General features: G+C 69.7%; 25 protein-coding genes. 4 read left to right on the top strand and 21 right to left on the bottom strand.

The annotated features are described in order from the left end of the window. Positions 1-5: 5 nt before the first annotated feature. From H7F49_RS01075 to H7F49_RS00975, 21 genes are read right to left on the bottom strand one after another with little or no spacing between them, the layout of a single operon-like run. Positions 6-800, bottom strand: a complete 795-nt coding sequence (locus H7F49_RS01075) for an SDR family NAD(P)-dependent oxidoreductase (RefSeq protein ID WP_185681702.1) — start codon at positions 798-800, stop codon at positions 6-8. Positions 801-824: 24 nt separating this feature from the next. Beyond that, on the bottom strand, positions 825-2,381 hold the full coding sequence (locus H7F49_RS01070; RefSeq protein ID WP_185681701.1) for a FadD3 family acyl-CoA ligase: 1,557 nt from the start codon (positions 2,379-2,381) through the stop codon (positions 825-827). A gap of 22 nt (positions 2,382-2,403) precedes the next feature. Then, the gene (locus tag H7F49_RS01065) at positions 2,404-3,606 is read right to left on the bottom strand and encodes an acetyl-CoA C-acyltransferase (protein WP_185681700.1); all 1,203 of its coding nucleotides are present in this window, start codon (positions 3,604-3,606) and stop codon (positions 2,404-2,406) included. Between the two features lie 14 nt (positions 3,607-3,620). After that, positions 3,621-3,998, bottom strand: a complete 378-nt coding sequence (locus H7F49_RS01060) for a steroid Delta-isomerase (RefSeq protein WP_185681699.1) — start codon at positions 3,996-3,998, stop codon at positions 3,621-3,623. Between the two features lie 5 nt (positions 3,999-4,003). Further along, on the bottom strand, positions 4,004-5,458 hold the full coding sequence (locus H7F49_RS01055; protein WP_328806422.1) for an acyl-CoA carboxylase subunit beta: 1,455 nt from the start codon (positions 5,456-5,458) through the stop codon (positions 4,004-4,006). A gap of 4 nt (positions 5,459-5,462) precedes the next feature. Next, the gene (locus tag H7F49_RS01050) at positions 5,463-5,942 is read right to left on the bottom strand and encodes a MaoC family dehydratase (RefSeq protein WP_185681698.1); all 480 of its coding nucleotides are present in this window, start codon (positions 5,940-5,942) and stop codon (positions 5,463-5,465) included. A 4-nt stretch (positions 5,943-5,946) separates the two neighbouring features. After that, positions 5,947-6,732, bottom strand: coding sequence for an SDR family oxidoreductase (locus tag H7F49_RS01045; RefSeq protein ID WP_185681697.1), 786 nt, complete (start codon positions 6,730-6,732; stop codon positions 5,947-5,949). A 36-nt stretch (positions 6,733-6,768) separates the two neighbouring features. Then, complete coding sequence (locus H7F49_RS01040) at positions 6,769-7,959, bottom strand: acyl-CoA dehydrogenase family protein (protein ID WP_185681696.1); 1,191 nt, start codon at positions 7,957-7,959, stop codon at positions 6,769-6,771. Further along, the gene (locus tag H7F49_RS01035) at positions 7,956-9,029 is read right to left on the bottom strand and encodes an acyl-CoA dehydrogenase family protein (RefSeq protein WP_185681695.1); all 1,074 of its coding nucleotides are present in this window, start codon (positions 9,027-9,029) and stop codon (positions 7,956-7,958) included. The genes H7F49_RS01040 and H7F49_RS01035 overlap by 4 nt, the downstream gene beginning before the upstream one ends. Positions 9,030-9,046: 17 nt before the next feature. Then, positions 9,047-9,952, bottom strand: a complete 906-nt coding sequence (locus tag H7F49_RS01030) for an SDR family oxidoreductase (protein ID WP_185681694.1) — start codon at positions 9,950-9,952, stop codon at positions 9,047-9,049. A 26-nt stretch (positions 9,953-9,978) separates the two neighbouring features. Beyond that, complete coding sequence (locus H7F49_RS01025) at positions 9,979-10,422, bottom strand: nuclear transport factor 2 family protein (protein ID WP_185681693.1); 444 nt, start codon at positions 10,420-10,422, stop codon at positions 9,979-9,981. A 19-nt stretch (positions 10,423-10,441) separates the two neighbouring features. Further along, positions 10,442-11,593: an acetyl-CoA C-acetyltransferase gene (locus H7F49_RS01020; protein ID WP_185681692.1), complete on the bottom strand. Its 1,152-nt coding sequence runs from the start codon at positions 11,591-11,593 to the stop codon at positions 10,442-10,444. Beyond that, entirely contained in the window at positions 11,586-12,617 is a 1,032-nt protein-coding gene (locus tag H7F49_RS01015) for an acyl-CoA dehydrogenase family protein (RefSeq protein ID WP_185681691.1), read from the bottom strand. Before H7F49_RS01015 ends, H7F49_RS01020 begins: the two co-directional genes overlap by 8 nt. 17 nt (positions 12,618-12,634) lie before the next feature. Next, positions 12,635-13,795: an acyl-CoA dehydrogenase gene (locus H7F49_RS01010; RefSeq protein ID WP_185681690.1), complete on the bottom strand. Its 1,161-nt coding sequence runs from the start codon at positions 13,793-13,795 to the stop codon at positions 12,635-12,637. A gap of 14 nt (positions 13,796-13,809) precedes the next feature. Continuing rightward, positions 13,810-14,565 carry an enoyl-CoA hydratase family protein gene (locus H7F49_RS01005; RefSeq protein WP_185681689.1) on the bottom strand — a complete coding sequence of 252 codons (756 nt, stop codon included), beginning with the start codon at positions 14,563-14,565 and terminating at the stop codon, positions 13,810-13,812. 27 nt (positions 14,566-14,592) lie between these two features. Beyond that, positions 14,593-15,660, bottom strand: a complete 1,068-nt coding sequence (locus H7F49_RS01000) for an NAD(P)H-dependent flavin oxidoreductase (protein ID WP_185681688.1) — start codon at positions 15,658-15,660, stop codon at positions 14,593-14,595. After that, on the bottom strand, positions 15,660-16,559 hold the full coding sequence (locus H7F49_RS00995) for an enoyl-CoA hydratase (protein ID WP_185681687.1): 900 nt from the start codon (positions 16,557-16,559) through the stop codon (positions 15,660-15,662). Before H7F49_RS00995 ends, H7F49_RS01000 begins: the two co-directional genes overlap by 1 nt. A gap of 10 nt (positions 16,560-16,569) precedes the next feature. Next, positions 16,570-17,373, bottom strand: coding sequence for a CoA-transferase subunit beta (locus H7F49_RS00990; RefSeq protein ID WP_185681686.1), 804 nt, complete (start codon positions 17,371-17,373; stop codon positions 16,570-16,572). Continuing rightward, entirely contained in the window at positions 17,373-18,266 is an 894-nt protein-coding gene (locus tag H7F49_RS00985; RefSeq protein WP_407940277.1) for a CoA transferase subunit A, read from the bottom strand. The genes H7F49_RS00990 and H7F49_RS00985 overlap by 1 nt, the downstream gene beginning before the upstream one ends. Next, complete coding sequence (locus H7F49_RS00980; protein ID WP_235981510.1) at positions 18,263-19,204, bottom strand: VOC family protein; 942 nt, start codon at positions 19,202-19,204, stop codon at positions 18,263-18,265. The genes H7F49_RS00985 and H7F49_RS00980 overlap by 4 nt, the downstream gene beginning before the upstream one ends. Next, complete coding sequence (locus H7F49_RS00975; RefSeq protein ID WP_298196381.1) at positions 19,201-19,965, bottom strand: SDR family oxidoreductase; 765 nt, start codon at positions 19,963-19,965, stop codon at positions 19,201-19,203. The genes H7F49_RS00980 and H7F49_RS00975 overlap by 4 nt, the downstream gene beginning before the upstream one ends. Positions 19,966-20,304: 339 nt before the next feature. Here H7F49_RS00975 and H7F49_RS00970 point away from each other — a divergent pair, with 339 nt between their 5' ends. The 4 genes from H7F49_RS00970 to dmpG all read left to right on the top strand — a co-directional run bounded on the left by H7F49_RS00970 (position 20,305) and on the right by dmpG (position 24,032). Continuing rightward, positions 20,305-21,135, top strand: coding sequence for an alpha/beta fold hydrolase (locus tag H7F49_RS00970; protein WP_185681684.1), 831 nt, complete (start codon positions 20,305-20,307; stop codon positions 21,133-21,135). After that, positions 21,122-21,934 carry a fumarylacetoacetate hydrolase family protein gene (locus H7F49_RS00965; protein ID WP_185681683.1) on the top strand — a complete coding sequence of 271 codons (813 nt, stop codon included), beginning with the start codon at positions 21,122-21,124 and terminating at the stop codon, positions 21,932-21,934. Before H7F49_RS00970 ends, H7F49_RS00965 begins: the two co-directional genes overlap by 14 nt. Positions 21,935-21,945: 11 nt before the next feature. Further along, positions 21,946-22,881, top strand: coding sequence for an acetaldehyde dehydrogenase (acetylating) (locus H7F49_RS00960; RefSeq protein ID WP_185681682.1), 936 nt, complete (start codon positions 21,946-21,948; stop codon positions 22,879-22,881). Between the two features lie 110 nt (positions 22,882-22,991). Further along, on the top strand, positions 22,992-24,032 hold the full coding sequence (dmpG, locus tag H7F49_RS00955; protein ID WP_185681681.1) for a 4-hydroxy-2-oxovalerate aldolase: 1,041 nt from the start codon (positions 22,992-22,994) through the stop codon (positions 24,030-24,032). Positions 24,033-24,121: the final 89 nt, after the last annotated feature.

The raw sequence follows: 24,121 nt of genomic DNA, 5'->3' as shown, positions 1-24,121 counted from the left end.
CCCCGTCAGGGGCCGACCGGCAGGGTCACCGGCGCAAAGGTGGAGAGCAGGCCGCCATCGACCACCTGGGCCTGGCCGTTGACGAAGCCGGCAGCGGGGCTGGCCAGCCACAAGGCCACCTCGGCAATGTGCTGGGCCTGGCCGAAACCGCGCAGCGGCACGCGCGGCAGATCGCCCACCGGCACCATGGCCACGTCGGGCGCGCCGACCAGCGGGGTTTCCACCCCGCCCGGGCAGATCGCGTTGATCCGCGCCCCGCGCGCGGCGAAGGCATCGACGCAGGACTTCACCAGGCCGACCGCACCGTGCTTGGCCGCGCAGTAGGCGGGATTGCCGGGATGGCCGATCACCCCCGCCGCGGACGCGGTGACCACCACGGCGCCGCCCTGGGCGATCACCGGCTCGACCGCCTTGATCCCGTTGAACACGCCCTTCAGGTTGATCGCGACCAGCCGGTCGAACAGGTCCTCGTCGACCGTGGCGAGGCCGTCGGCCTGGCCATAGTAGCCGGCGTTGAGGAAGGCCACGTCGAGCCGCCCGGCGGCATCGATCACCGTCTGGACCATGGCCCGGTTGCTGGCGGAGTCAGCCACATCGACCGGGACGGCCGCGGCCATTCCCCCGATCTCGGCCACCACCGCCTCGGCCCCGGCCAGGTTGAGATCGGCGCAGAACACCCGCGCGCCCTCCTCGGCAAAGCGGATCGCCGCGGCGCGACCGATGCCCGAGGCCGCCCCGGTGACCAGCACGACCTTGCCCGAAAACCCTGCGCCCGTCCCCGATCCCGCCTTGCCGTTCATCCCGTTTCTCCCGTCTTGTCTGGTTCAGTCCCGCAGTGCCGTCTTGAGCACCTTGCCCGAGGCGTTGCGCGGCAGATCGTCCACCATGACGAAGCTGCGCGGCACCTTGTAGTTCGCCATGTTCTCACGCGACCAGGCGATCAGCTCGGCCTCGCTCGCGTTCGTCCCCGGGCGGAGCACGACAAAGGCCCGGCCGACCTCGCCGAGCCGTTCGTCGGGCACGCCGACCACCGCGACCATGCCAATCGCCGGATGGCCCGCCAGCAGCTTTTCGACCTCGGCCGGATAGACGTTGAAGCCGCCCGAGATGTAGAGGTCCTTCTTGCGATCGGTGATCCGGACATAGCCGGCCTCGTCCATCGTCCCGATGTCGCCGGTGTGGAGCCAGCCGTCGGCGTCGATCGCCTCGGCCGTGGCCTCGGGATCGTCGAGGTAGCCCAGCATCACGCCCTGGCCGCGCACCAGGATTTCCCCGGTCTCGCCCCGCGGCAGCTCGCGGCCATCATCGTCCGCGATGCGCACCTCGTTGCCGGGGAACGCGCCGCCGCAGGTCCGGGCGATCGTCTCGACGCTGTCGCCCGGCACGCAGGTGGTGATGTTGACGCATTCGGTCATGCCATAGGCGGTGATCAGATCGACCATGCCCAGGTCGCGGCGAATCCGCTCGACCAGGCTCGGCGGCACGGTGGCCGCGCCCGTGGTGCCCCCGCGCAGCGAGGAACAGTCCCAGGCCCGCTTGTCGAGCTCGGCCAGCAGCATCTGGAACACGGTGGGCGGGCCGGGCATGAAGGTCACGCGGTCGCGCTCGATCATGGCGATCGCCTGGGACACGTCGAACTGCGGGATCGGCAGCGCGGTCGCCCCGGCCAGGATGCAGGCCACCCAGCCTACCTTCATGCCGAAGGAGTGGAAGAAGGGGTTGGCGATCAGGTAGCGGTCGCCCTCGGTGAGGCCGGTGTTGGCCACCCAGACCGCGGCCTGGGGCAGCACCCGGCCATAGGTCATCAGCACGCCCTTGGGGCTGCCGGTGGTACCGCTGGTGAACAGGATGTCCGACACCGTATCGGCATCGATCCCGGCCAGCGCCGCAGCGACCGCCGGATCCTCGGCCCCCTTCCCGTCCGCCACGAAGGCGGACAGGCCTATGTCGTGCAGGCCCGAGTCGAGCAGGATCGTGGCGCCCAGATCGGGCAGGTCCTCGTCGGCGATCAGGGCGCGGTAATCGATCCCCAGGAAGTCCTCGACCGTGAACAGCAGGCGCGCGCGGGTGCGGCGCAGGATGTCGCCCGCCTCGCGGCCCTTGAGCCGGGTGTTGAGCGTCACCACCGCCGCTCCGCAAGTCATCGTGGCGATCGCCGCGACGATCCACTCGCGCGAGTTGGGGGCCCAGATCGCCACCCGGTCCCCCGCCCCGATGCCCCGGGCGAGCAGCGCCGAGGCGGCCGCGCGGCTGCGCTGCCACAGCTCGGCAAAGCTCCAGGTCTCGCCCCGCTCGAGCACGGCGGGACAATCCGCCCAGCGCGCCGCTGCTGCCTCGGCGGCATGCGGGATGGTGAGTGGCAGGGGGTCGAGCGTGGCCATCGGCTGTGTCTCCGCAGGCCCGTCAGGCGACTTCGAACAGGCCGGCCGCGCCCATGCCGCCGGCCACGCACATCGAGACCACGACATACTTCACCCCGCGGCGCTTCCCCTCGATCAGGGCATGGCCGACCAGGCGTGACCCGGTCATCCCGAAGGGATGGCCGATGGCGATGCCACCGCCGTTGACGTTGAGCCGCTCAGGATCGATCCCCAGCTTCTCCTGGCAATAGACCGCCTGGCTGGCGAAGGCCTCGTTGATCTCGAACAGGCCGATGTCGTCGAGCTTGAGCCCGGCGCGGGCCAGCAGCTTGGGGATCGCGAAGACCGGGCCGATGCCCATCTCGTCCGCGCCGCACCCGGCCACCTGGAACCCGCGATAAAGCCCCAGCACCGGCAGGCCTTCCTTCTGCGCGGTCGCCAGGTCCATCACGACCTGGGCCGAGGCCCCGTCAGACAACTGGCTGGCATTGCCGGCGGTGACGTGCTTGCCCTCGGCAATGACCTGCCCGTTCCTGAACACCGGCTTGAGTCCGGCGAGCGCCTCGTAAGTGGTGCCGGCCCGGACGCCCTCGTCGCGGTCGAGCGTGACCTCTTCCTTGCCGGTCTCGTTGCCCTCCTTGTCGAACAGGGCCTTGGTCACCGTGATCGGCACGATCTCGTCGGCAAAGCGCCCGGCCTCCTGGGCCGCGGCGGCGCGCTGCTGCGACAGGGCGGCGAAGCGATCCTGCGCCTCTCGGCTGACGCCATAGCGCTCGGCGACAATCTCGGCGGTCTCGATCATCACCATGTAGGCATAGGGATCGTGCTGCTTGACGAATTCGGAGCGGTTGCGGAACGCCGGAACGTGCTTGTTGATCGTGAGCGAGACCGATTCCATGCCGCCGGCGACGGCCACGTCGATCTCGTTGCAGATGATCCCCCGCGCGGCCAGCGCGATGGCGTTCAGCCCGGACGAGCACTTGCGATCGAGCGTAAAGCCGCCGGTGGTGTCGGGCAGGCACGAGGTGTGGACCGTGAGCCGGCCGAGGTTGTAGCTCTGGGTGCCCCAGTGGTTGCCCACCCCCAGGTACACGTCATCGACCCGCGTCGGATCGATCCCGGCGCGCGCGATCGCGGCATTGACCACGTGGGCCGAGAGGACCGGGGCCTCGGTATCGTTGAACGCCCCGCGATAGGCTTTGCCCACGCCCGTGCGGGCGGTCGAAACGATGGCTGCTTCACGCATTGTCAGGGTCCTTCTCAGGCAAAGCCGTGCATGTTGGTCGGGCCGAAATAGGCCCGCATCTCGACGACCTGATCATCGTCGTTGAAGCGGAAGGTATCGATCACGTCGACCCGCTGGTCCTTGCCCTCCCAGTGCAGCACGACCTGGAAGGCAAAGGCGGCATAGGGCCTGGCGATCCGCACCGGGCCATCCAGCTTGAGCTTGGCGCCGGTCTGCATCGAGGCCGCGTAGAAGGCCCGGATCGCCTCGCGCCCCACGTGCGGTGGGGTGCCGATCGGGTCCTCCACCGTGGCATCCTCGGCGAACAGCGCGGCGACGGCATCGGCATCGCCATGATCGAAGGCGGCAACATAGGCGTGGACGGCGGCTTCCATGCGATCGGGGTTGGGCATCTCTCTCATCCTTTCGGCAGGCGATTGGCGGCCAGCATCAGGCCGTCGAGCAGGGCGTTGCGCAGGTCGCGCGGGTCGATCACGTCGTCGAAGACCATCCGGTCGGCCAGGTTGAGCGCCCCGCCCGCCTGGTCGGCGGCGATGCGGGCGCGCTCGGCCTCGTCCAGCCCGGCGGCGCGGCCGCCGCTGTCGGCGGGCATGGCGCCCAGGGTGACGGCAGGGAAGGCCAGGTTGAGGCTCTGCCCGTCGAACGGGTTCATCGCCATCACCGAGGACCCGAAGCCGAACGCCTTGCGCACCGTCACGTGCAGCTTGGGCACGGTCAGGCGATGCTGCGCGGCGAACATGTCGGCGGCATGGCGCAGGGCCCCGGCGCGCTCTGCCGCGGTGCCGGGCAGGACCCCGGGATTGTCGGCCAGGAAGATCACCGGCAGGCCGAAGGCCTCGGCGCGGGTGAGGAACCGCGTCGCCTTCTGGGCCGCCGCGGCGTCGATCGCCCCGGCGCCCACCGCCGGGTTGTTGGCTAGGATCGCCACGGCCAGTCCGCCCAGCCGGGCCAGTGCGGTGACCACCGCCCCGCCATGGTCGGGCTGCACTTCCAGCAGGGTGCCCGCATCGGCCAGCAGGGCCAGGACCTGCCGCATGTCGAACGGCACGCGCGGATCGGGCGGGATCAGATCGAGCAGCGCCTCGATCCGGCGCGGGCCCTGATCATCCCCGGCAACCCGGTTGACCGGAACATAGCCCAGCCAGCGCCGCGCCAGGGCAATCGCCGCGGCATCGTCCTCGGCCAGGTTGTGGGCGACGCCGGACTGGACCACATGGACCGCGGGACCGCCCAGTTCCTCCTTGGTCGCGGTCTCGCCCAGGGCCGCCTTGACCAGCGGCGGACCGGCCACGAACATCGCTGCGGCGCGGGTCATCACCACGAAATCGCTCAGCGGCGCGGTCAGGGCGCCGTGCCCGGCCGAAGCGCCCAGCACCAGACAGACCATCGGGACCAGCCCGGACAGCTCGACCAGGGCCTGAAGATCGTTGGGGGCGGGCGTGCCGTGCCGGTTGTCGAGCCGGTGGCCCGCCCCTTCGAGCATGAAAACCAGCGGCACCCGCTCCTGCCGGGCGAGCTGGGCCAGCCGGTGGCGCTTGGCCGATCCGGCATCGCCGATCGATCCGCCAAGCACGGTGAAATCCTCGATCCCGGCCAGGGTCGGGCGACCGCCCACCTGCCCGAAGGCAGCGATCAGCCCATCGGCCGGGGCCGGAGCCGGGCCATCCTCGCTGCGGTTGCCGGCCAGGGCCCCGATCTCGACGAAGCGGCCCTCGTCGAACAGCGCCGCGGCCCGTGCCCGCGCGTCGAGCTTGCCCGCCGCATGATGGCGCGCCAGCCGCTCGTCCCCGCCCATCCGCCGGGAAAAGGCCCGCTTGGCTTCGAGCGCCGCCAGGATTTCGGGCCAGCCCACCGCCTCAGCCTTCGGGGAAGTAGCGGCTGATCGTGTCGACCACGCAGGCCGGCTTATCGGTCGGTTGACCCTCGCCGCCCTCGATCTCCACGGTGACGCGCACCACGGCCTGGATCGCGCCCTTGATCTCCTCGACCGTGACGATCTCGCCCGTGCCGCGGATGCGGCTGCCGACCCGGACCGGGGCCAGGAAGCGCAGACGATCGGCGCCGACGTTCACCGCGTGGGCGAAGCCGCGCACCTCGATCAACTGGGGGAGGAACAGGTTGACCAGGCTCATCGTCAGATAGCCGTGGGCGATCGTCCCGCCGAAGGGTCCGGCCTTGGCCCGCTCGACGTCGACATGGATCCACTGGTGATCGCCGGTCACCTCGGCAAAGCCGTCGACGCGGTCCTGCTCGATCGCCAGCCAGTCGCTCGGCCCCAGGCGGGTGCCTTCCTGGCCCAGCAGGTCGGCCGGGCGGGCGAAGATCAGCGCGGCCACCGGGTCAGGCCCGCTGGCTCGACACGGCGACGATCTCGCCGGTCATGTAGCTGGACAGGTCGCTGGCGAGGAACATCATCACGTTGGCCACCTCCCAGACCTCGGCCGGACGACCGTAGGCCTCGGTCTTGACCAGTTCGGCCAGGCGCTCCTCGGTGGTCACCTTGGCCAGGAAGGGATGCATCGCCAGGCTGGGCGCGACCGCGTTGATGCGCACGCCGTGGTCGGCCGCCTCCAGCGCGGAACAGCGGGTGAAGGCCATGACCCCGGCCTTGGCGGCGGCATAGTGCGCCTGCCCCTTCTGCGCGCGCCAGCCCAGGACCGAGGCGTTGTTGACCATCACCCCCGACTTGGCGGCGTACATCGCGGGAAGGAAGGCGCGGGTCATGCGGAACAGGCTGGTCAGGGTCACGTCGAGCACCCGGTTCCACTGGTCGTCGGTCATGTCGACCACCTCGACCTCGCCGCCCAGGCCGGCATTGTTGATCAGCACGTCGACCCGGCCGAGCTGGGCCAGGGCGGCATCGCGCAGGGCCTGCACGGCCTCCTCGCTGGTCACGTCGCAGACCACGGTGAGCGGGCGTTCGCAGCCCACCTCGGCGGCAATCCGGTCGGCCGCCTCGCCCAGGCGGCGCTCATGGAAATCGCTGATCATGACGCGCGCACCCTCTTCGGCCGCGCGCTTGGCCACGGCGAAGCCGATGCCGGTGCCCGCTGCGGCGGTCACCACCACGGTCTTGCCCTTCAGCATGCCCAGCGGCGTCGGATAGGCGGGAACGGGAACACTCATGGACGTACCTCGTGATGGTCGGCGCGGCGGCGCCGGTTATGGGGTGCCGCGCGGCTCGCGCGGGAGGCCGAGTCCGCGCTCGGCAATCAGGTTGCGCTGGATCTGGTTGGTGCCGCCGTAGATCGTGTCGGACCGGCTGAAGAGATACATGTTCGGCAGCAGCGGCCACCGGTATTCCTCGCCCGGGGCGATCTCGCCGGCCTGGCCCAGCACGTCCATCGCCAGCTCGCCCAGGTTGCGCCGCCAGGTCGCCCACTGGATCTTGTACGTCAGGGCCGCCCCGTCGATCGCCGCGAGGTCCGTGCCCGACAGCATGCGCAGCGCGCCATAGCGCATCAGGCGCAGGCCGGTCTCGGCCCGGGCGATGCGCTGGCGCACCACCGGATCGGCGGCCAGGCCATTGGCCCGGGCCGCGGCGATCACCGCGTCCAGCTCGTTGCGGAACTGCATCTGCTGGCCCAGGGTCGAAACCCCGCGCTCGAAGGCGAGCAGGGCCATGGCCACCTGCCAGCCCTCGCCCTGCGCGCCCAGCATGGCATCGGCCGGGCAGCGCGCGTCGGTCAGGAAGGTCTCGTTGAACTCGGCCTCGCCGTTCATCTGGCCGATCGGACGGACCTCGATCCCCGGCTGGTCCATGTCCATCAGCAGGAAGGACAGGCCCTTGGGCCCGCGCGAGCCCTCCTCGCTGCGGGCGACCACGAAAATCATGTCGCTGTAATGGGCCAGGCTGGTCCACACCTTCTGGCCGTTGACCACCCATTCCTCGGCGCCCGGCTCACCTTCCAGCCGGGCCCGGGTCTTGACGTTGGCCAGGTCCGATCCGGCGCCCGGTTCCGAATAGCCCTGGCACCAGATCGCCGTGCCGGCCGCGATCCCCGGCAGGTAGCGGGCCTTCTGTTCCGCGCTGCCGAAGGCCAGGATCGTCGGCCCGGCCAGCTCGACGCCGATGTGGTTGATCCGGTTCGGAGCCCCGGCGCGGGCATACTCCTCGGCGAAGATCACCTGCTGCGCCAGCGTGGCATCGCGGCCGCCCCATTCCTCCGGCCAGCCGATGCACGACCAGCGGTGCGCCGCGAGCTGCTGTTCCCATTCCTTCCGCCGCGGGATCGCGTCGCACAGGTTGGGAATGCCGCGGATGTCGGCGAAGGGCCCGGCCATCTGTTCGTGCAACCAGGCGGCGCATTCGGCGCGGAAGGCCTCGTCCGCCGCGGAAAAGCCCAGCTTCATGCCGCGGCTCCCTGATCGATCACCAGGGCGGCGATCCGTTCGCGGTGCCATTGCGGCGAACCGTAGAGCGACAGGATCGAGCGCGCGCGCTTGAAGAACAGGTGCGCGTCATGCTCCCAGGTGAAGCCGATCCCGCCGTGCAACTGGATCATGTTGCCCGCGCACATGTGAAAGGTCTCGGCGCAGAAGGCCTTGGCGGCATGAAGCGCCAGCAGTGCCTCGGGCGAGCCCTCGTCGACCGCGCAGGCCGCCCAGTAGACCGCCGAGCGGGCCTGCTCGATCTCGACCATCATGTCCGCCAGGCGATGCTTGTAGGCCTGGAAACTGCCGATCGGGCGGCCGAACTGCACGCGCTCGCGCGAATAGGCGACCGTCCGGTCCAGCGCCGCCTGGGCGCCGCCCAGCGCCTCGGCGGCCAGCCCGATCCATCCGGCGGCATGGGCCGCCGCCAGCGCCGCGGCGCCATCGGCCAGGCGCTCCGCCACCACGCCGTCCAGCCGGGCGGTGGCGAGCGGGCGGGTCTGGTCCATGGTCACATGGCCGGTGACCGTAACCCCCGGGGCGGCCAGATCGACCAGCCAGGCCTCGCCGGCGGCCGGCACCAGCAGCAGGTTGGCCGCGGCGCCATGGGGCAGATAGGGCACCATCCCCGACAGCTTGCCAGCGGCCAGGGTCAGCTCTCCCCCCCAGGCGGCGGTGCCGATCACCTCGCCCGCGGCGAGACGCGGCAGCCATGCCTCCTGTTGGGCAGCACTCCCCCCGGCGGCGATGGCGCGACCCAGCATCGCCGTGCCGAGCAGCGGCAGCGCCGCCACCCGGGCTCCGGCGGCTTCGGCGACCTGGGCAAACTCGACCATGCCCAGCCCGGCCCCGCCATGGGCCTCGGGCAGTCCCACCCCGGCGAGCCCCAGTTCACCGGCGAAGGCGCTCCACAAGGCGCGGTCGAGCCCGGCGTCGCGGCCGGTCGCGGCCATGGCGGCGCGGGTGCGGTCGCTCGTCGCGTTGTCGGCGAAGAAGGTGCGCACCGTCTCGCCGATCATCGCCTGTTCTTCGGTGAAGGCAAATTCCATGGCTGCCGGGTTCCTGCTCAGGCCGTGCCCCAGACCTTGCGCGGCGGGACGCGCTCGGCCAGCAGGCGATCGACCACGGCGCCGACCTCGGCCGGCTGCCACTGGGCGCCCTTGTCGGCCACCGGGCCTTCCCGCCAGCCGTCCTCGAGCATGATCTTGCCGCCCTCCAGCTCGAACACGCAGCCGGTGACGTGCCCGCTCGCCGCGCTGCCCAGCCAGACCACGGTGGGGGCGACATTGGCGGGGTCCATCACGTCGAAGGCCTGGCCCTCGGTCGCCATCTTCTCGGCGAAGGCCTGCTCGGTCATGCGGGTCCGGGCCGAGGGGGCCAGCGCATTGGCGGTGATGCCATAGCGCGCCAGCTCGGCCGCCTGGACCAGGGTCAGCGCGGCGATCCCGCCCTTGGCGGTCGAATAGGCGGCCTGGGCGATCGACCCCTGCAAGCCGGCGCCGGACGAGGTGTTGATGATCCGGGCCTGCGGATCATGCCCGTCCTTCTGCTTGGCCCGCCAGTAATTGACCGCGTGCCGCGACAGGCAGAAGTGCCCCCGCAGGTGGACGTGCATCGTCGCGTCCCATTCCTCGACCGTGGCCGAGACGAACATCCGGTCGCGCACGATCCCGGCATTGTTGACCACGGCATGGAGGTCCCCGAAGGCGTCGAGCGCGGCCTGGACGATCCGTCCGGCGGCATCCCAGTCGGTGATGTCCTCGTAATTGGCGACGGCCCGGCCGCCGACCGCGCGGATCTCCTCGACCACCGCGTCCGCCGCGCTGGTGTCGCGCCCGTCGCCGCCCAGCGAGGTGCCGATGTCGTTGACCACCACGTTGGCGCCCTCGGCGGCGAAGGCCAGGGCATAGGCCCGGCCCAGCCCGCGCGCGGCGCCGGTGATGATGACGGTGCGGTTGTCGCAGATACCCAACGGAACTCTCCTTGAAATGCGATGGATCAGCCGACCGGCAGCAACAGGTGCTGCGAGACGTCGCCCAGAAAATCGAGCAGCGAGTAATCCCGGGTGGCGAAATGCCAGGTGCCGTCCTCGCCGCGCGCGAAACTGTCATGATAGCGACCGCCGCAGATCGCCTGGAACGGCAGGTCCGGGGTCTGCTGGAACACGGTGTAGCAGGACCGGCAGGTCGCCGTGCCGCCCGCCGCGTCGATCTCGACGATCGGGTTGGTCACCACGTGACGGGTCCGCGGCGTGCCGCAGGGATAGATCCGCACGAACCGCCGCCACTGCTCGAGCATGGGAGCCGCACCCTCCAGCACCACCCCGCCGCTCAGCGTCACCCGGGCCCGGGCGAACAGGGCGGCGGTCTCCTCCAGCCGGCCGGCATCCATCAGCTCGGCGTAGCGGTAGAGCAGGTTGGTGATGGGGGTTTCCGGGCTCATCGGAGCGTCCTGTCCCGCCTCACAGCCGTTCGATGATCGTGACGTTGGCCTGGCCGCCGCCCTCGCACATGGTCTGCAGGCCATAGCGCCCGCCGGTCCGCTCCAGCGCGCCGAGCAGCGTGGTCATCAACCGGACCCCGGTGGCGCCGATCGGGTGCCCCAGCGCGATCGCCCCGCCCTGGACGTTCACCTTCTCGTGCGGGATCCCCAGTTCCTGCATCCAGGCCATCGGCACCGAAGCGAAGGCCTCGTTGCATTCGAACAGATCGATGTCGGCCACGCTCATCCCGGCCTTGTGCAGCGCATACTGCGTCGCCGGGATCGGCCCGGTCAGCATCCACACCGGGTTCGCCGCGCGCACCGAAATGTGATGGATGCGGGCGCGGGGCTTCAGGCCCAGTTCCCTGACCGCCCGCTCACCCGCGATCAGCATGGCCGCGGCGGCATCGCAGTTCTGGCTCGCGACGCCAGCGGTGATCACCCCGCCCTCGCGCACGGGCTTCAGTGCGGCAAGACCCTCCAGCGTGGTGCCGGAACGGATCGTCTCATCGTGGTCGAGCCCCTCGAGCGGTGCCACCTCGTCCGCGAACCACCCGGCGTCCCAGGCGGCCTGGGCGCGCTGGTGGCTGGCCAGGGCGAAGGCCTCCATCGCCTCGCGGCTGATGCCCCACTTGGCGGCGATCATCTCGGCCGAGCGGATCTGGTTGACCTCCTCGTCGCCATAACGCGCGTCCCACCCGCGCGAACCGAGGAACGGACTGGTGAAGCCATAGGGCTCGCCCGCGAACATCGCGGCCGAGATCGGGATCGCGTTCATCGCCTGGCTTCCACCCGCCACCACCAGGTCCTGCGTGCCGCTCATCACCCCCTGGGCGGCGAAGTGTACCGCCTGCTGCGATGATCCGCACTGGCGATCGATCGTCACCCCGGGAACCTCCTCGGGCATGCCCGCGGCGAGCCAGGCGGTGCGGCCGATGTCGCCCGCCTGCGGCCCGATCGTGTCGCAGCAGCCCCAGACCACGTCATCGACCCGGGCGGGATCGATCCCGGTGCGGGCGACCAGCGCCTTGATCGGGTGCGCGCCAAGATCGGCGGGATGGACCTGGGCGAGCGTGCCCTTCTTGCGGCCGACCGGGGTGCGGACCGCATCGATGATATAGGCTTCAGGCATGTCTCGCCTCTCTGGCAAAGGTCTGGTCGGGGCCGGCGGTGCGGGTGAACAGCCGTTCGGCCACGCGGCCGCGATGATGGGCGGGCGTGCCCCAGGCATGGGTCAGCGCCAGGGTCCGCTTGAGGAACAGGTGGACGTCGACCTCCCACGAATAGCCCATGCCGCCATGGACCTGGATCGCCGACCGCGCGGCCAGGTCCGCCGCCTCGAGCGCGACGATCTTGGCGTGGCTCACCCGGGCGCGCGAATAGACGTCCTGCGCGCCGATCCCGGCGGCGGCCGCCAGCACCACCGGGCGGGCGAACTCGATGGCCACCTGGGCACTGGCGAGGTGGTGCTTGACCGCCTGATACGATCCGATCGGCTTGCCGAACTGGGTGCGATCCTTGGCATAGGCCACCGCCAGATCGACGCTGCGCTGGGCCATGCCCAGCCCTTGGGCCGCGGCGAACAGCGCCGCCCGGTCGTAGGCCAACCCCCAGTCGGCCGGGCCGAGATCCTCGGCGGTGGCGGGATTCCACTCGATCCGGAACACCCGGCGCAGCGGGTCGATGGTTGGCGCCGCAACCAGCGTCACCGCCTCGCGCGGGGCCAGCCAGGCATGGCCATCCCGCTCGATCAGGATCGCCCGGGCCTGGTCGGCCGCGGCCACCACCGGGTTGATCGCCGGGGCCGGGGCGACGATCGCGGCCGGATCGGCCAGCAACGGATGCTCGGGCGCCAGGGCCGCCAGCATCGGCATGGCCACCCCGGCGCTTTCGGCCAGCGGTTCGGGCAGGGCGACATAGCCGGCCTCCTGCGCGATCAGCGCCATGTCGAGCTCGGCCAGGCCCAGCCCGCCCGCGCTTTCCGGCAGCATCAGCAGGGTGAAGCCGTTCTCCACCAGCGCGGCCCAGCGCGCCGGATCGAAGGCGCTGTCCTGCTCCATCAGCTTGCGCCAGTGCTCGGAATTGCAGGTGTCGCCCAGCAGGGTGCGGGCGGTTTCGGCGAACATGATCTGCTCGTCGGATAGGGTGAAGTCCATCGCGCGCTCCTCCGGCCTTAGCGGGGCAGGCCGAGCATGCGCTCGGCGATGATGTTGCGCTGGATCTCGTTCGACCCGGCATAGACCGGCCCGGCGAGCGAGAAGATGTAATCGTCCAGCCAGTCGGGATCGCCCGCGGCGATGCGGGCCGGATCGGGCAGGAGTTCGGCCTCGGCCCCCAGGATCGCCAGCGCGGTGCGGTGGAGGTGGATGTCGAGTTCCGACCAGAAGATCTTGTTGGTCGAGGCTTCCGGGCCGATCCTGGCCCCGGCGATCAGCCGCGAGGCGGTCTGGTAGATCGACAGGGCATAGGCCTCGGCATTCATGAAGGCGCGGACCACGTCCGCCTCCAGCACCGGATCGGCGCCGGCCTTGCGGGCCTGCCACAGGTCGGCGAGCCGCGCCGCGGCCACCTGGTAGCGCGCCGGGCTGCGCAGCATCAGGCCCCGCTCGAAGCCCGCCGTGGCCATGCAGATGTGCCAGCCCTGCCCTTCCTCGCCCAGCCGGTTGAAGGCCGGCACGCGCACGTCCTCCAGCACGATCTCGGCGAAACCGGGGTGGCCGTTGATCTTGCGGATCGGGTTGCGGGTGACGCCCGGCTGGTCGAGCCGGAAGAAGATCAGGCTGGTGCCCTTGTGCCGCTCGCTGCCCGGTTCGCGGAACAGGCCGAAGGCCCAGTCGGCAAAGGCGCCGCGGCTCGACCAGATCTTGTGGCCGTTCAGCACATAGTCGTCGCCGTCCCGCTGGGCGGTGGCGCGGATTCCGGCGAGGTCCGACCCGGCCTGCGGTTCCGACCAGGCCTGGGCCCAGATTTCCTCGCCGGCGGCCATCGGCGGCAGGAAGCGCTGCTTCTGCTCGGGCGTGCCGAATTCCATCAGGGTCGGCCCCAGCAGGAAGATGCCGTTCTGGTTGACCCGGCCCGGCGCCCCGGCGCGGTAGTACTCCTCCTCGAAGATCAGCCACTGGATCAGGTCGACCCCGCGACCGCCGTACTCCCGGGGCCAGGTGACCATGCCCCAGTCGCCGCTCTTGAGCGTCGCCTCCCACTGACGATGGGCCTCGAACCCGGCGCGGTTGGCGTCAAAGTGTTCGAGCGGCTGGGCCGGCACATGGGCTTCCAGCCAGGCACGGACCTCGGCGCGGAAGGCCTGCTGTTCGGGGGTGTAAGTCAGATCCATGGTCGGGGCCTTGTTCAGAACGACGCGGCCTTGCCGGTCTCGACAAAGGCGTCGCGGCTCTTCTGGCTGTCCTCGTGCATGTACATCTCGAGCGTGAAGCCCTGCTCCCAGCGATAGCCGCGATCGACATCGCGCGCCTCGAGCCCGTTCAGCGCCTCCTTGGCGATGACCAGCGCCTTGCGGCTCTTGGCGGCGATCCGCGCGGCGAAGGCGCGGGCTTCGGTGACCAGATCGGCGCGGGGCACGACCATTTCCACCGCGCCCAGCCGATAGGCCTCCTCGGCGGGAATCTGGCCACCGGTGAAGAAGGCGGCGCGGACCTTGTGGAGCGGCAGCATGCGCGACAGGTGGCTGGCTCCGCCCATCGCCCCGCGATCGACCTCGGGCAGCGAGAAGTAGGCATCGTCCGCCGCGATGATCGTGTCGCTGGCCCCGCAGATGCCGATTCCGCCGCCGATGACGAACTTGTGCACCGCGGTCACGACCGGGATCTCCGCCTCGTGGATCGCCTTGAAGGTCAGGTAGTTGCCGCGGTTGAGCAGGGTGATCCGCTCGGGGTGAGCCTGCATTTCCTTGATGTCGACCCCGCCGCAGAACCCGCGCGCGTGCTCGGCGGCGCGGATCAGGATGACGTGGGCCTCGGGATTGGCGGCAGCCTCCTTCACGATCCCCGGCAGCGACATGTAGGTGGCGCTGTCGAAGGCGTTGACCGGCGGAACGTCGAACACGATTTCGGCGATGCGGTCCTGGACGGTAAGCGTGATGGGCATCGGTTTTCCCCTGGATCTCGGTTCGGTTCAGTCGCCGGCGCAGAGCGCGGCCAGCCGCCCGCGCGCCTCGGCAACCACGCGGTCGACCAGCTCCTGGCAGGTCGGCAGGTCGGTGATGCGCCCGCCGACCACGCCGGTCGCCATGGCGCCATTGACGATATCGCCCTCGACGATCGCCTTCTGGATCAGCATCGGCGCCGCGGCCGACAGCATGGCCTGGGCCAGCGGCATCTCGCCATGGGCGGTCATCCCGCGGGCGGAGCGGATCATCTGCAGCCACGATGCGCCGGTCTGGCGCTTCATCTCGGCCCCGGCCTCGATCGCGCGCAGCCACATGCCCAGCCTGCCCGAAGCCTCGATCCGGTCGACCAGCGGGGTGCGGACCATGCGCTGGGGCATGCCGTCGATCTTGGTGGTCAGGACGATCCCGTCGGTCCCGGCCGCCAGATAGGCCGCCTTGGCCTTGTCCGGCGCAGGGGATTCCCGGGTCAGGAGGAACCGCGTGCCCATGGCGATGCCGACCGCGCCATAGGCCAGCGCTGCCGCCAGCCCGCGTCCGTCGGCCATGCCACCCGCAGCGATCACCGGGATGCCGACCTTGTCGAGCACCTGCGGCAACAGCACCGTGGTGGGCACCGACCCGGTGTGCCCGCCGCCCTCGCCGCCCTGGACCACGACCATGTCGACGCCCAGTTGCTCCATCTTCTGCGCGTGCTTGACCGCTCCCACGGTCGGCACGCAGAGGATCCCGGCGTCCTTGAACCGCGCGATCATCCGCGCGTCGGGGCCGCGTCCGAACGAGACCGCGCGGACCTGGTCCTTGTTGGCGATGATCGTCTCGACGATCTCCGCCGCGCCGGGCTGGAACATGTGGAAGTTGACGCCGAACGGCCGATCGGTGCCGGCACGGACCCGGGCGATCTTGGTGCGCGTCTCGTCCGGGGTCATCACCGCCGCACCCAGGAAGCCGAAGGCGCCGGCGTTGCAGCTGGCGATCACCAGCGGCGGCTCGGCCACCCAGCCCATCGCGGTCTGGATGATCGGCGCGCGGCAGCCCAGCCGCTCGACCAGGACGGTGTGCAGGGGATCGCGCATCAGTCCTCGCCGGCCGCCGACTTGTTGGCGCTCGCGGCCGACTTTCCGCTCACCCCGGCGATCGAGTTGCCGGTGACCAGGTCGTTCTGGGCATGGGCGAAGTGGTGCATGTGATAGACCGCATCCATGGCGGTGCGCTTGCCGCGCAGCTCCTCGACGTGATTGATCGACTGCTTGGTCAGCCAGTTGCCCAGGCGGCCCTGCCCGGCCAGCTTCTTCGCCCAGGCGGCGGTCGCCTCGCGCAGTTCGGCGCGCGGCACCACCTTGTTGATCATGCCGAAGGAATAGGCCCGCTCGGCGCTCATCCGTTCGCCCAGCAGCAGGAATTCCTTGGCCACGCGCGGCGGCAGCTCGAAGCCATGCGCGAAGTACTCGACCCCCGGGATCCCCATCAGCGGATTGACCGGGTCCTGGAAGAAGGCATCGTCCGAGGCGACGATCAGATCGCAGACCCAGGCGAGCATCAGCCCGCCCGCCACGCAGGCGCCCTGGACCATGGCGATGGTCGGCTTGGGGATGTCGCGCCAGCGGCGGCACATGCCCAGGTACTGTTCGTGCTCGCGGGTGTAGAGCAGCTCGGCCGCGGGCTTGTTGGTGTGCGGCGGCAGCATCAGCCGCTTGTCGAATTCGTGGTGGAGATCGCGCCCGGGGGTGCCGATGTCGTGCCCTGCCGAGAAGTGCTTGCCCTCGCCCGCCAGCACGATGCAGCGCACCGCATCATCCTGGACCGCGCGGTTGAACGCATCGTCCAGGGCATAGGTCATCTGCCCGTTCTGCGCATTGTTGAACTGCGGACGGTTCAGGGTGATCCAGGCCACCCCCTCCTCGACCGCATAGCGCACCGGCTCGTCGGTTTCGTAAGCGATGTCCACCTGGCGGGGCTCGACAAGATCCTTCATCGCTGGTTCCTCACCCTTGTCGCGCCGGCGGATTGTCCTTGATCACGCTGGTCCGGATGCCATGCGGATCGAGCCGGGCGATGATCTCCAGCGCTGCGGCATCGGGCAGGGGCGTCTCGGTCAGGGTCTCGGCCCGGGCCAGTTCGAACCCGGTGGCGGCCTGCACCTCGTCGAAGGTCACCCCGGGGTGGAGCGAGACCACCCGGATCGCGTGGTCAGGGCCGCCGAAGTCCATCACGCACAGGTTCGTGACGATCAGCCGCAGGTCCACCCCGGTGAAGTTCCCGCCCGGCGTGCGCTTGGCCGGGTTGTGGCCGACGCCCGAGATCATGTCGACCTCGGGCACGAAGACGCGGGGCGAATGGGCCGGGAAGAAGAACGAGTTGGGGTGGTAGATCGTGTTGCCCGGGAAGCCGCGCACGCCCAGCATCTGGGTCTTCGGCTTGTCATAGGTCCCGCCCATGTAGGACAGGTTGATCTGGCCGAAGCGGTCGAGCTGGGTGGGCGTGACCATCGCATGGCGCCGCCCGGTCCACACCGCCGCGTCGAAGAAGCGCGAGAACGGCAGATAGCCGGCCGGCTTGCGATCGTCATAGGCGCGCGGGCCGATCGGGACCGGCTGCTCGACCAGGTAGGCCTCGCCGTCGGTCATCATCAGCTCGGGGCTGTGAGTCAGCTTGGCGAGGCCGGCGGCCAGGCGCGGCACCGGGCCGACCCCGGTGGCGATCACCTCGCCATTGCCGCGAAAGGCTTCCGAACAGGCGAAGATGCAGAGCTCTGCCAGGCTCGCTTCTGGGGGGCTGGGTTCAGTCATCAGAAAATCGGGAGCGGAAGAGCCGCCACCGCCTCCTTTCCGCCAAAGGTATCGCAATAGGCCGTTTCCGACGCGCCGACGAAGCGGTCCTGCACCGCTGCCCAGTCACCCGGATCGCGGGCGGCATCGGCATAGGCCTTGAACGCTTTCATGTCCCAGCCATAGTGCGGGGGCATCGAGCTGGGATGGGCCCCGCCCGGGATCTCGACCACGCCCGAAATGAAGCTGCGCTCGACGATGTTGGCCTGGGCCTGGTCGGGATAGTGATCCTCCATCCGATCGACCAGCTCCTCGCACGAGACATAGGTCTTGGCCGCCGCACGGGCGAACCATTCGTCATAGTAGACGTCCGGACCGAACACGTGGACGTTGCCGCGCCAGTCGCTGCGGTTGACGTGGAGCAGCGCCGCATCGAGCTTGAGCGCCGGCATGGCGATCAGCGTCTCGCCATCGGCATAGGGGCTCTGCACGGTCTTCAATCCGCCCAGCTCGGCGAGGTCGGTGCCCAGGCCGACCCGGGCGGGCAGGAACGGCAGACCGAAGGCCGCGGCCTTGAGCCCCCACTGGAACATGCCCTCGTCCAGTTCGAGCACCTCGAGGGCCCCGGACTCGCGGCTCTTGCGGAACCAGGGTTCCAGCGGAATGGCATCAAGGCTGACGAAGGCGAAGACCAGCTTGCGGACCTTGCCCGCGGCGCAGAGCATGCCGACATCCGCACCGCCATAGGCCACGACGGTCAGGTCCTTGAGATCGGACCGCAGGATCTCTCGGACCAGCGCCATCGGCTTGCGCCGGGGGCCCCAGCCGCCGATGCCCAGGGTCATCCCGTCATCCAGCTGCGCGACGATGTCGGCCGCGCTCATCCGCTTGTCGAGGCCGGCTGGCACCGTCACGCGTGTTCTCCTTGTTCCTGCTGCTGCTTCATCGCCTTCTGCCAGGCCCATTCGTGGCCCCAGACGCTGATTGCCTCGTGCCGGGTGGTCTGCCAGGTGGCCGGATCGATCACCAGGCTGTCGCACCCGATCTCCAGGTCGAAGCCGGACGGCGTCTGCACATAGAAACCGGTGGTCTCGTCATTGACGTGCCGCCCCAGGGTGGCGCTTTCGGGATAGCCCATCGCCTTCATCCGGTCGTGCGCCTTGCCCACCTCGATCAGGCTGGGCAGCTCGAGCATGATGTGCACCGCGCCCGAAGGCGGGATCGGGCCTTCGCCAAAGGCGATCGAATGGTGGCGGCCGTTGTCGGCGTGGAGGAAGGCAAAGCCCATCGAGGGGCCTTCCGGTCCGAACAGTTGGAAGCGCGGCATGTCGGTCTGGTGGAAACCCAGCACGTCGCAATGGAACGCAATCGTTTCGTTGAAGTTGGGCGCGGAGAACACCGCATGGCCCATGCCCATGGCGCCGGTGACGAAGCCCGGCACGCCGATCGGCGAGACGAAGGGTTCGGCAGTGCGGGCGTCGCCGCAATAGAGCTCCAGCCCGTTGCCCGCCGGATCGGTGGTGCGGAACAGCGCCTCGGCGCCGCGACCGGCGGCTTCCCCGGCGCTGGCCCAGTCGACCGGGCGTCCCGCCGCGGCCACCTTGTCGGCCAGGGCGTCGAGCGCGGCACGGCTGTCCACCTCGTAGCCCGCGGCGACGAACCATTCGCGCTCGCCCGGCTGGACGCGCAGGCGGAACACGCGGTCATCGACGCGGTACAGGGCTGCCCCGTCGGCCGCGTCGGCCACCCGCATGGTGCCGACGAAGGCCGTCAGGAAGCGGTCCCACTCCGCGGGACGGGCGGTCTCCACAACGACATAGCCAAGCGCCTTGATCCCCATGGCTGCATTCATCCTTTCACCAGGTCGAGGAAATAGGGCCGCTCGCCCCCGCCATCGACATTGATCCTTGCCCCGCTGACCCAGCCGGCCAGGTCCGAGCAGAGCCACAGCACCGCCCCGGCGACATCCTCGCCGGTGCCCATCCGCTGCAACGGCAGCGATCGACCGACGGCGGCCTGGGCCTCGCTGTCGCCATAGGTCTGGGCGCTGTCCTCGGTCTGCATCAGGCCGACGATGATGGCATTCACGCGCACCCCGTCGGGACCCCATTCCTGGGCCAGGCTCTGGGTGAGGTTGAGCAGGCCGGCCTTGGCCGCCCCGTAAGCCGCGGTCAGCGGCGACGGACGGATGCCCGAGACGCTGGCGATGTTGATGATGCTGCCCGACCCCGCCGCCCGCATCGGGCCGAATGCCGCCTGCGACATGAACATCGCGGAATGGAGGTTCAGCCGGATGATCGCATCAAAGAAGCGGGGCGAGGCCGTCGCCGCTTCGGCCTGGGGCGACCCGCCGGCATTGTTGACCAGGATATCGATGCGGCCATGCTCGGCCACCACGGCATCGACCAGTTCGCGCGCCTGATCGGCGTCCCGCACGTCGGCCGCCCGGAAGCTGACACCGGCGGGAAGGCTTTCGGGCGCATTCCGGCCGCACACGGTCACCCGTGCTCCGGCCGCCGCGAGGACGGCCGCCATCTGCCGGCCGAGCCCCCGGGTGCCACCGGTGACGATCGCCACCTGGCCAGTCAGATCGATCGCGGACCGCGCGGTCACCGGCATGCTCTCCCAGCTTGTTTCGGACTTACCGCCGTGACGGTACACCGGATTCGAAAATTGCCAATATCGAAAGCCAATGTGCTTTTCAATTGACGATTTGCGTACCCACTGGCAATTCAGATTACGAATGCGGCGGCATTCACGAAAAATGATTCGATCCTGGGAGACGCATCAGATCATGGTCACCCCTGCGGCGAGCATGCCGGCGGCGCGGACCGTCGGCGCAGCGGGATACCCCGGCCGCTTGGCCTGCGTCGCAGGTATCGACGCCCTGCCTGCGCCCCACCCCTTCTCGCCCGGCCCGAATGGCCCCGCGGACCAGTCCGGAGTGCGTCCATGACCGATATCGCCACGACCACGCACCGCGTCAGCGCGGGCTATGACATCGTGGTCGCCGAAGCGGGCGACCGCTCGGGACCCGCGGTGGTGTTCATCCACGGCAGCGGCCCCGGCGCTTCGGGGGCGTCCAATTTCCGCCAGAACATCGCCGCCTTCGTGGCCGCGGGCTATCGCGTGATCCTGCCCGACATGATCGGCTATGGCGGCTCGTCGAAGCCCGAGGGGATCGACTACACCCTGCAACTGTTCACCGACACCCTGTACGAGGCGCTGGTCGCCCATGGCCTGACCCGCGCCAGTCTGGTCGGCAATTCGCTGGGCGGCGGGGTCGCGCTGCAACTGGCGCTCGACCATCCGGACTTCGTCCACAACCTCGTGCTGATGGCGCCCGGCTGCGTCGCCCCGCGCGAGGCCTATTTCGTGATGCCGGGGATCACCAAGATGGTCTCCAGCTTCGGCGGGCCGGAGTTCGACCTGGCCGAGCAGAAGCGCCTGGTGACCAACCTGGTCCATCCCGATTTCGCCCCGCAGATCCCCGACGCGCTGGTCGCCGAACGGTTCGCCGTGGCGCGCACCCAGCCCAAGGACGTGCTGATGCGCATGCGCACGCCCGACCTGTCGCCGCGGCTGGCCGACATCACGCAACCGGTCTTCGTGCTGTGGGGCCTCAACGACGAGTTCTGCCCCGAAGCCCATGCCCGTCTGTTCCTGGACCATTGCCCCGATGTCCGCGCGATCACGTTCGGCCGCACCGGCCACTGGGTCCAGGTCGAGCGGGCGGCGGAGTTCAATGCCTATGTCACCGAGTTCCTCGATGCCCGCCGCTGAGGCCCCTGCCGGCGGCAAGGCCGCGCATTATGGCGCCGCGCTTTACGCGGCCCTGCGCGCCGGACGCACCATTGCGCCGCTGATCCAGCAGGATGCCTCGCTGACGGTCGACGATGCCTATGCGATCAGCCTCGATTTCCTCGGCCGGCGCCTGGCCGACGGGGAACGGGTGGTCGGCAAGAAGATCGGGGTGACCAGCAAGGCGGTGCAGGACATGCTGGGGGTCCACCAGCCCGACTTCGGCTTCCTGACCGACTGGATGCACGTTGATGGCCCCATCGACATCGCCGCCAAGGGCCTGATCGCCCCGCGCGCCGAGGCCGAGATCGCCTTTATCCTCAAGTCCGGCCTCAACGGCCCGGGGGTAACCGCCGCCGACGTGATCGCGGCGACCGAGAGCATCGTCCCCTGCTTCGAGATCGTCGACAGCCGCATCGACGACTGGAAGATCGCCATCGTCGACACGGTCGCCGACAATGCCTCCTGCGGGGTCTTCGTGCTGGGGGCCGAACGGCTCGATCCGGCCGGGCTCGACCTGCCCGGGCTGCATGTCGCGGTGACCAAGAACGGCGCCCCGCTGTCCGAAGGCTATGGCCATGCCGTGCAGGGCGATCCGGCCCAGGCCGTGGCCTGGCTGGCCAACACGCTGGGCGCCTATGGCGTCACCCTCGATGCCGGCGACGTGATCCTCTCGGGCAGCCTCGTCCCGCTCGCCCCGGCCGTGGCCGGGGACACCTTCGCCCTGACCCTCAGCGACGGAGACCGCGCGATCGGCTCCTGCGTCGCCCGCTTCGCATAGGACCAAACGGAATGACACGCGTGAAGGCCGCGATCATCGGCTCGGGCAACATCGGCACCGACCTGATGATCAAGATGATCAAGTATCCGCAGAACATGGAATTGGCGATCGTCGTCGGGATCGACGAGGCGTCCGAGGGGCTGGCCCTGGCCCGCCAGCACGGCATCGCCACCACGCACGAGGGGCTCGAAGGGCTGCGCGCGCATCCGCTCTACAAGGACATCGGCATCGCCTTCGACGCGACCAGCGCCTATGCCCACAAGGTCCACGACGCGGCGCTGCGCGCCGACGGGATCCAGGTGGTCGACCTGACCCCGGCCGCGCTTGGCCCCTTCACCGTGCCCCCGGTCAACATGGAGGCCCACCTCGACCAGCCCAACGTCAACATGGTGACCTGCGGGGGCCAGGCGACGATCCCGATGGTCGCCGCCGTGGCCCGGGTCTCGAGCAAGGTCCACTATGCCGAGATCGTCGCCTCGGTCTCGTCGCGCTCGGCCGGACCGGGCACCCGCGCCAACATCGACGAGTTCACCCGCACCACCGCGCGCGCGATCGAGGTGGTCGGCGGCGCGGCGCGGGGCAAGGCGATCATCATCCTCAACCCGGCCGAACCGCCGATGATCATGCGCGACACGGTGTTCACCCTGTCCGAGGGCGGCGACGAGGCGGCGATCCGCCAGTCGGTGGCGGACATGGTTGCCGAGGTGCAGAAGTATGTCCCCGGCTACCGCCTCAAGCAGGAGGTCCAGTTCGAACGCTATGGCGACAACAACCGCCTCAAGATTCCCGGTCTGGGCGAGTTCACCGGGATCAAGTCGATGATCATGCTCGAGGTCGAGGGCGCGGGGGACTACCTGCCGAGCTATTCGGGCAACCTCGACATCATGACCGCCGCGGCCAAGGCCACCGGCGAGCTGCTCGCCGCACGGCGGATGGCGGCAGCGTGATGCCCCTCCCCACCCCCTTCCCCACCCTCCCCCGTTCGGTTCGAGCGAAGTCGAGAACCGTTCGCGCCCCTCGTGTCTCGACTTCGCTCGACACGAACGGAGTGAATTGAATGACCGAGAAGTTTAACGTCGAGGCTGGCGACAAGCTCTACCTGCAGGACGTCACCCTGCGCGACGGGATGCACGCGATCCGCCACATGTACGGGATCGATCATGTCAAGGCGATCGCCGCGGCCATCGAGGCGTCGGGGGTCGACGCGATCGAGGTGGCGCACGGCGACGGCCTGTCGGGCGCCAGCTTCAATTACGGCTTCGGCGCGCACACCGACTGGGAATGGCTGGAGGCCGTGGCCGAGGTGCTCGACAAGTGCGTGCTGACGACGCTGATCCTGCCCGGCGTAGGCACGGTCGAGGAACTGCGCCGTGCTTACGATATCGGCGTGCGCTCGGTCCGCGTGGCGACGCACTGCACCGAGGCCGACGTGTCCAAGCAGCACATCGGCATCGCCCGCGATCTGGGCATGGACGTCTCGGGCTTCCTGATGATGAGCCACATGATCGAGCCCGAGGCCCTGGCGCAGCAGGCGCTGCTGATGGAAAGCTATGGCGCGCACTGCGTCTATGTCACCGACAGCGGCGGCGCGCTCGACATGGACGGCGTGCGGGCGCGGTTCGAGGCCTACGACCGGGTGCTGAAGCCCGAGACCCAGCGCGGCATGCACGCGCACCACAACCTGTCGTTCGGCGTCGCCAACTCGATCGTCGCCGCGCAGTGCGGCGCGGTGCGGATCGACGCCTCGCTGACCGGCATGGGCGCGGGCGCGGGCAATGCCCCGCTCGAGGTCTTCATCGCCGCCGCCGACCGCAAGGGCTGGAACCATGGGTGCGACGTCAACCTGCTGATGGATGCTGCCGAGGACCTGGTCCGCCCGTTGCAGGACCGCCCGGTGCGGGTCGACCGCGAGACCTTGAGCCTGGGCTATGCCGGGGTCTACTCCAGCTTCCTGCGCCACGCCGAGAAGGCCAGCGAGACCTATGGCATCGACACGCGGGCGATCCTGGTCGAGTTGGGCCGGCGCAAGATGGTGGGCGGACAGGAGGACATGATCGTCGACGTCGCGCTCGACATGCTCAAGGCGCGCGAGGGCTGAGCGGCGGCAAGACACAACGACATCCACCCCCGTTCGTGTCGAGCGTAGTCGAGACACATGGCGCGCGGCCTCTCGACGGCGCTCGAGGC

Source organism: Novosphingobium aerophilum (assembly GCF_014230305.1).
Taxonomy (GTDB): domain Bacteria; phylum Pseudomonadota; class Alphaproteobacteria; order Sphingomonadales; family Sphingomonadaceae; genus Novosphingobium; species Novosphingobium aerophilum.
This window is presented reverse-complemented; position numbering and strand designations above follow the sequence as displayed.

What these genes read in the sequence shown, in the direction of transcription:
- H7F49_RS01035 (WP_185681695.1), bottom strand. Translation starts at nt 9,029, where the DNA reads ATGGAATTTGCCTTCACCGAAGAACAGGCGATGATCGGCGAGACGGTG.
- H7F49_RS00960 (WP_185681682.1), top strand. Translation starts at nt 21,946, where the DNA reads ATGACACGCGTGAAGGCCGCGATCATCGGCTCGGGCAACATCGGCACC.
- H7F49_RS01005 (WP_185681689.1), bottom strand. Translation starts at nt 14,565, where the DNA reads ATGCCCATCACGCTTACCGTCCAGGACCGCATCGCCGAAATCGTGTTC.
- H7F49_RS01025 (WP_185681693.1), bottom strand. Translation starts at nt 10,422, where the DNA reads ATGAGCCCGGAAACCCCCATCACCAACCTGCTCTACCGCTACGCCGAG.
- H7F49_RS01045 (WP_185681697.1), bottom strand. Translation starts at nt 6,732, where the DNA reads ATGAGTGTTCCCGTTCCCGCCTATCCGACGCCGCTGGGCATGCTGAAG.
- H7F49_RS01000 (WP_185681688.1), bottom strand. Translation starts at nt 15,660, where the DNA reads ATGCGCGATCCCCTGCACACCGTCCTGGTCGAGCGGCTGGGCTGCCGC.
- H7F49_RS00980 (WP_235981510.1), bottom strand. Translation starts at nt 19,204, where the DNA reads ATGAATGCAGCCATGGGGATCAAGGCGCTTGGCTATGTCGTTGTGGAG.
- H7F49_RS00990 (WP_185681686.1), bottom strand. Translation starts at nt 17,373, where the DNA reads ATGACTGAACCCAGCCCCCCAGAAGCGAGCCTGGCAGAGCTCTGCATC.
- H7F49_RS01060 (WP_185681699.1), bottom strand. Translation starts at nt 3,998, where the DNA reads ATGCCCAACCCCGATCGCATGGAAGCCGCCGTCCACGCCTATGTTGCC.
- H7F49_RS01020 (WP_185681692.1), bottom strand. Translation starts at nt 11,593, where the DNA reads ATGCCTGAAGCCTATATCATCGATGCGGTCCGCACCCCGGTCGGCCGC.
- dmpG (WP_185681681.1), top strand. Translation starts at nt 22,992, where the DNA reads ATGACCGAGAAGTTTAACGTCGAGGCTGGCGACAAGCTCTACCTGCAG.
- H7F49_RS01070 (WP_185681701.1), bottom strand. Translation starts at nt 2,381, where the DNA reads ATGGCCACGCTCGACCCCCTGCCACTCACCATCCCGCATGCCGCCGAG.
- H7F49_RS01015 (WP_185681691.1), bottom strand. Translation starts at nt 12,617, where the DNA reads ATGGACTTCACCCTATCCGACGAGCAGATCATGTTCGCCGAAACCGCC.
- H7F49_RS01075 (WP_185681702.1), bottom strand. Translation starts at nt 800, where the DNA reads ATGAACGGCAAGGCGGGATCGGGGACGGGCGCAGGGTTTTCGGGCAAG.
- H7F49_RS00995 (WP_185681687.1), bottom strand. Translation starts at nt 16,559, where the DNA reads ATGAAGGATCTTGTCGAGCCCCGCCAGGTGGACATCGCTTACGAAACC.
- H7F49_RS00970 (WP_185681684.1), top strand. Translation starts at nt 20,305, where the DNA reads ATGACCGATATCGCCACGACCACGCACCGCGTCAGCGCGGGCTATGAC.
- H7F49_RS01040 (WP_185681696.1), bottom strand. Translation starts at nt 7,959, where the DNA reads ATGAAGCTGGGCTTTTCCGCGGCGGACGAGGCCTTCCGCGCCGAATGC.
- H7F49_RS01010 (WP_185681690.1), bottom strand. Translation starts at nt 13,795, where the DNA reads ATGGATCTGACTTACACCCCCGAACAGCAGGCCTTCCGCGCCGAGGTC.
- H7F49_RS01065 (WP_185681700.1), bottom strand. Translation starts at nt 3,606, where the DNA reads ATGCGTGAAGCAGCCATCGTTTCGACCGCCCGCACGGGCGTGGGCAAA.
- H7F49_RS00965 (WP_185681683.1), top strand. Translation starts at nt 21,122, where the DNA reads ATGCCCGCCGCTGAGGCCCCTGCCGGCGGCAAGGCCGCGCATTATGGC.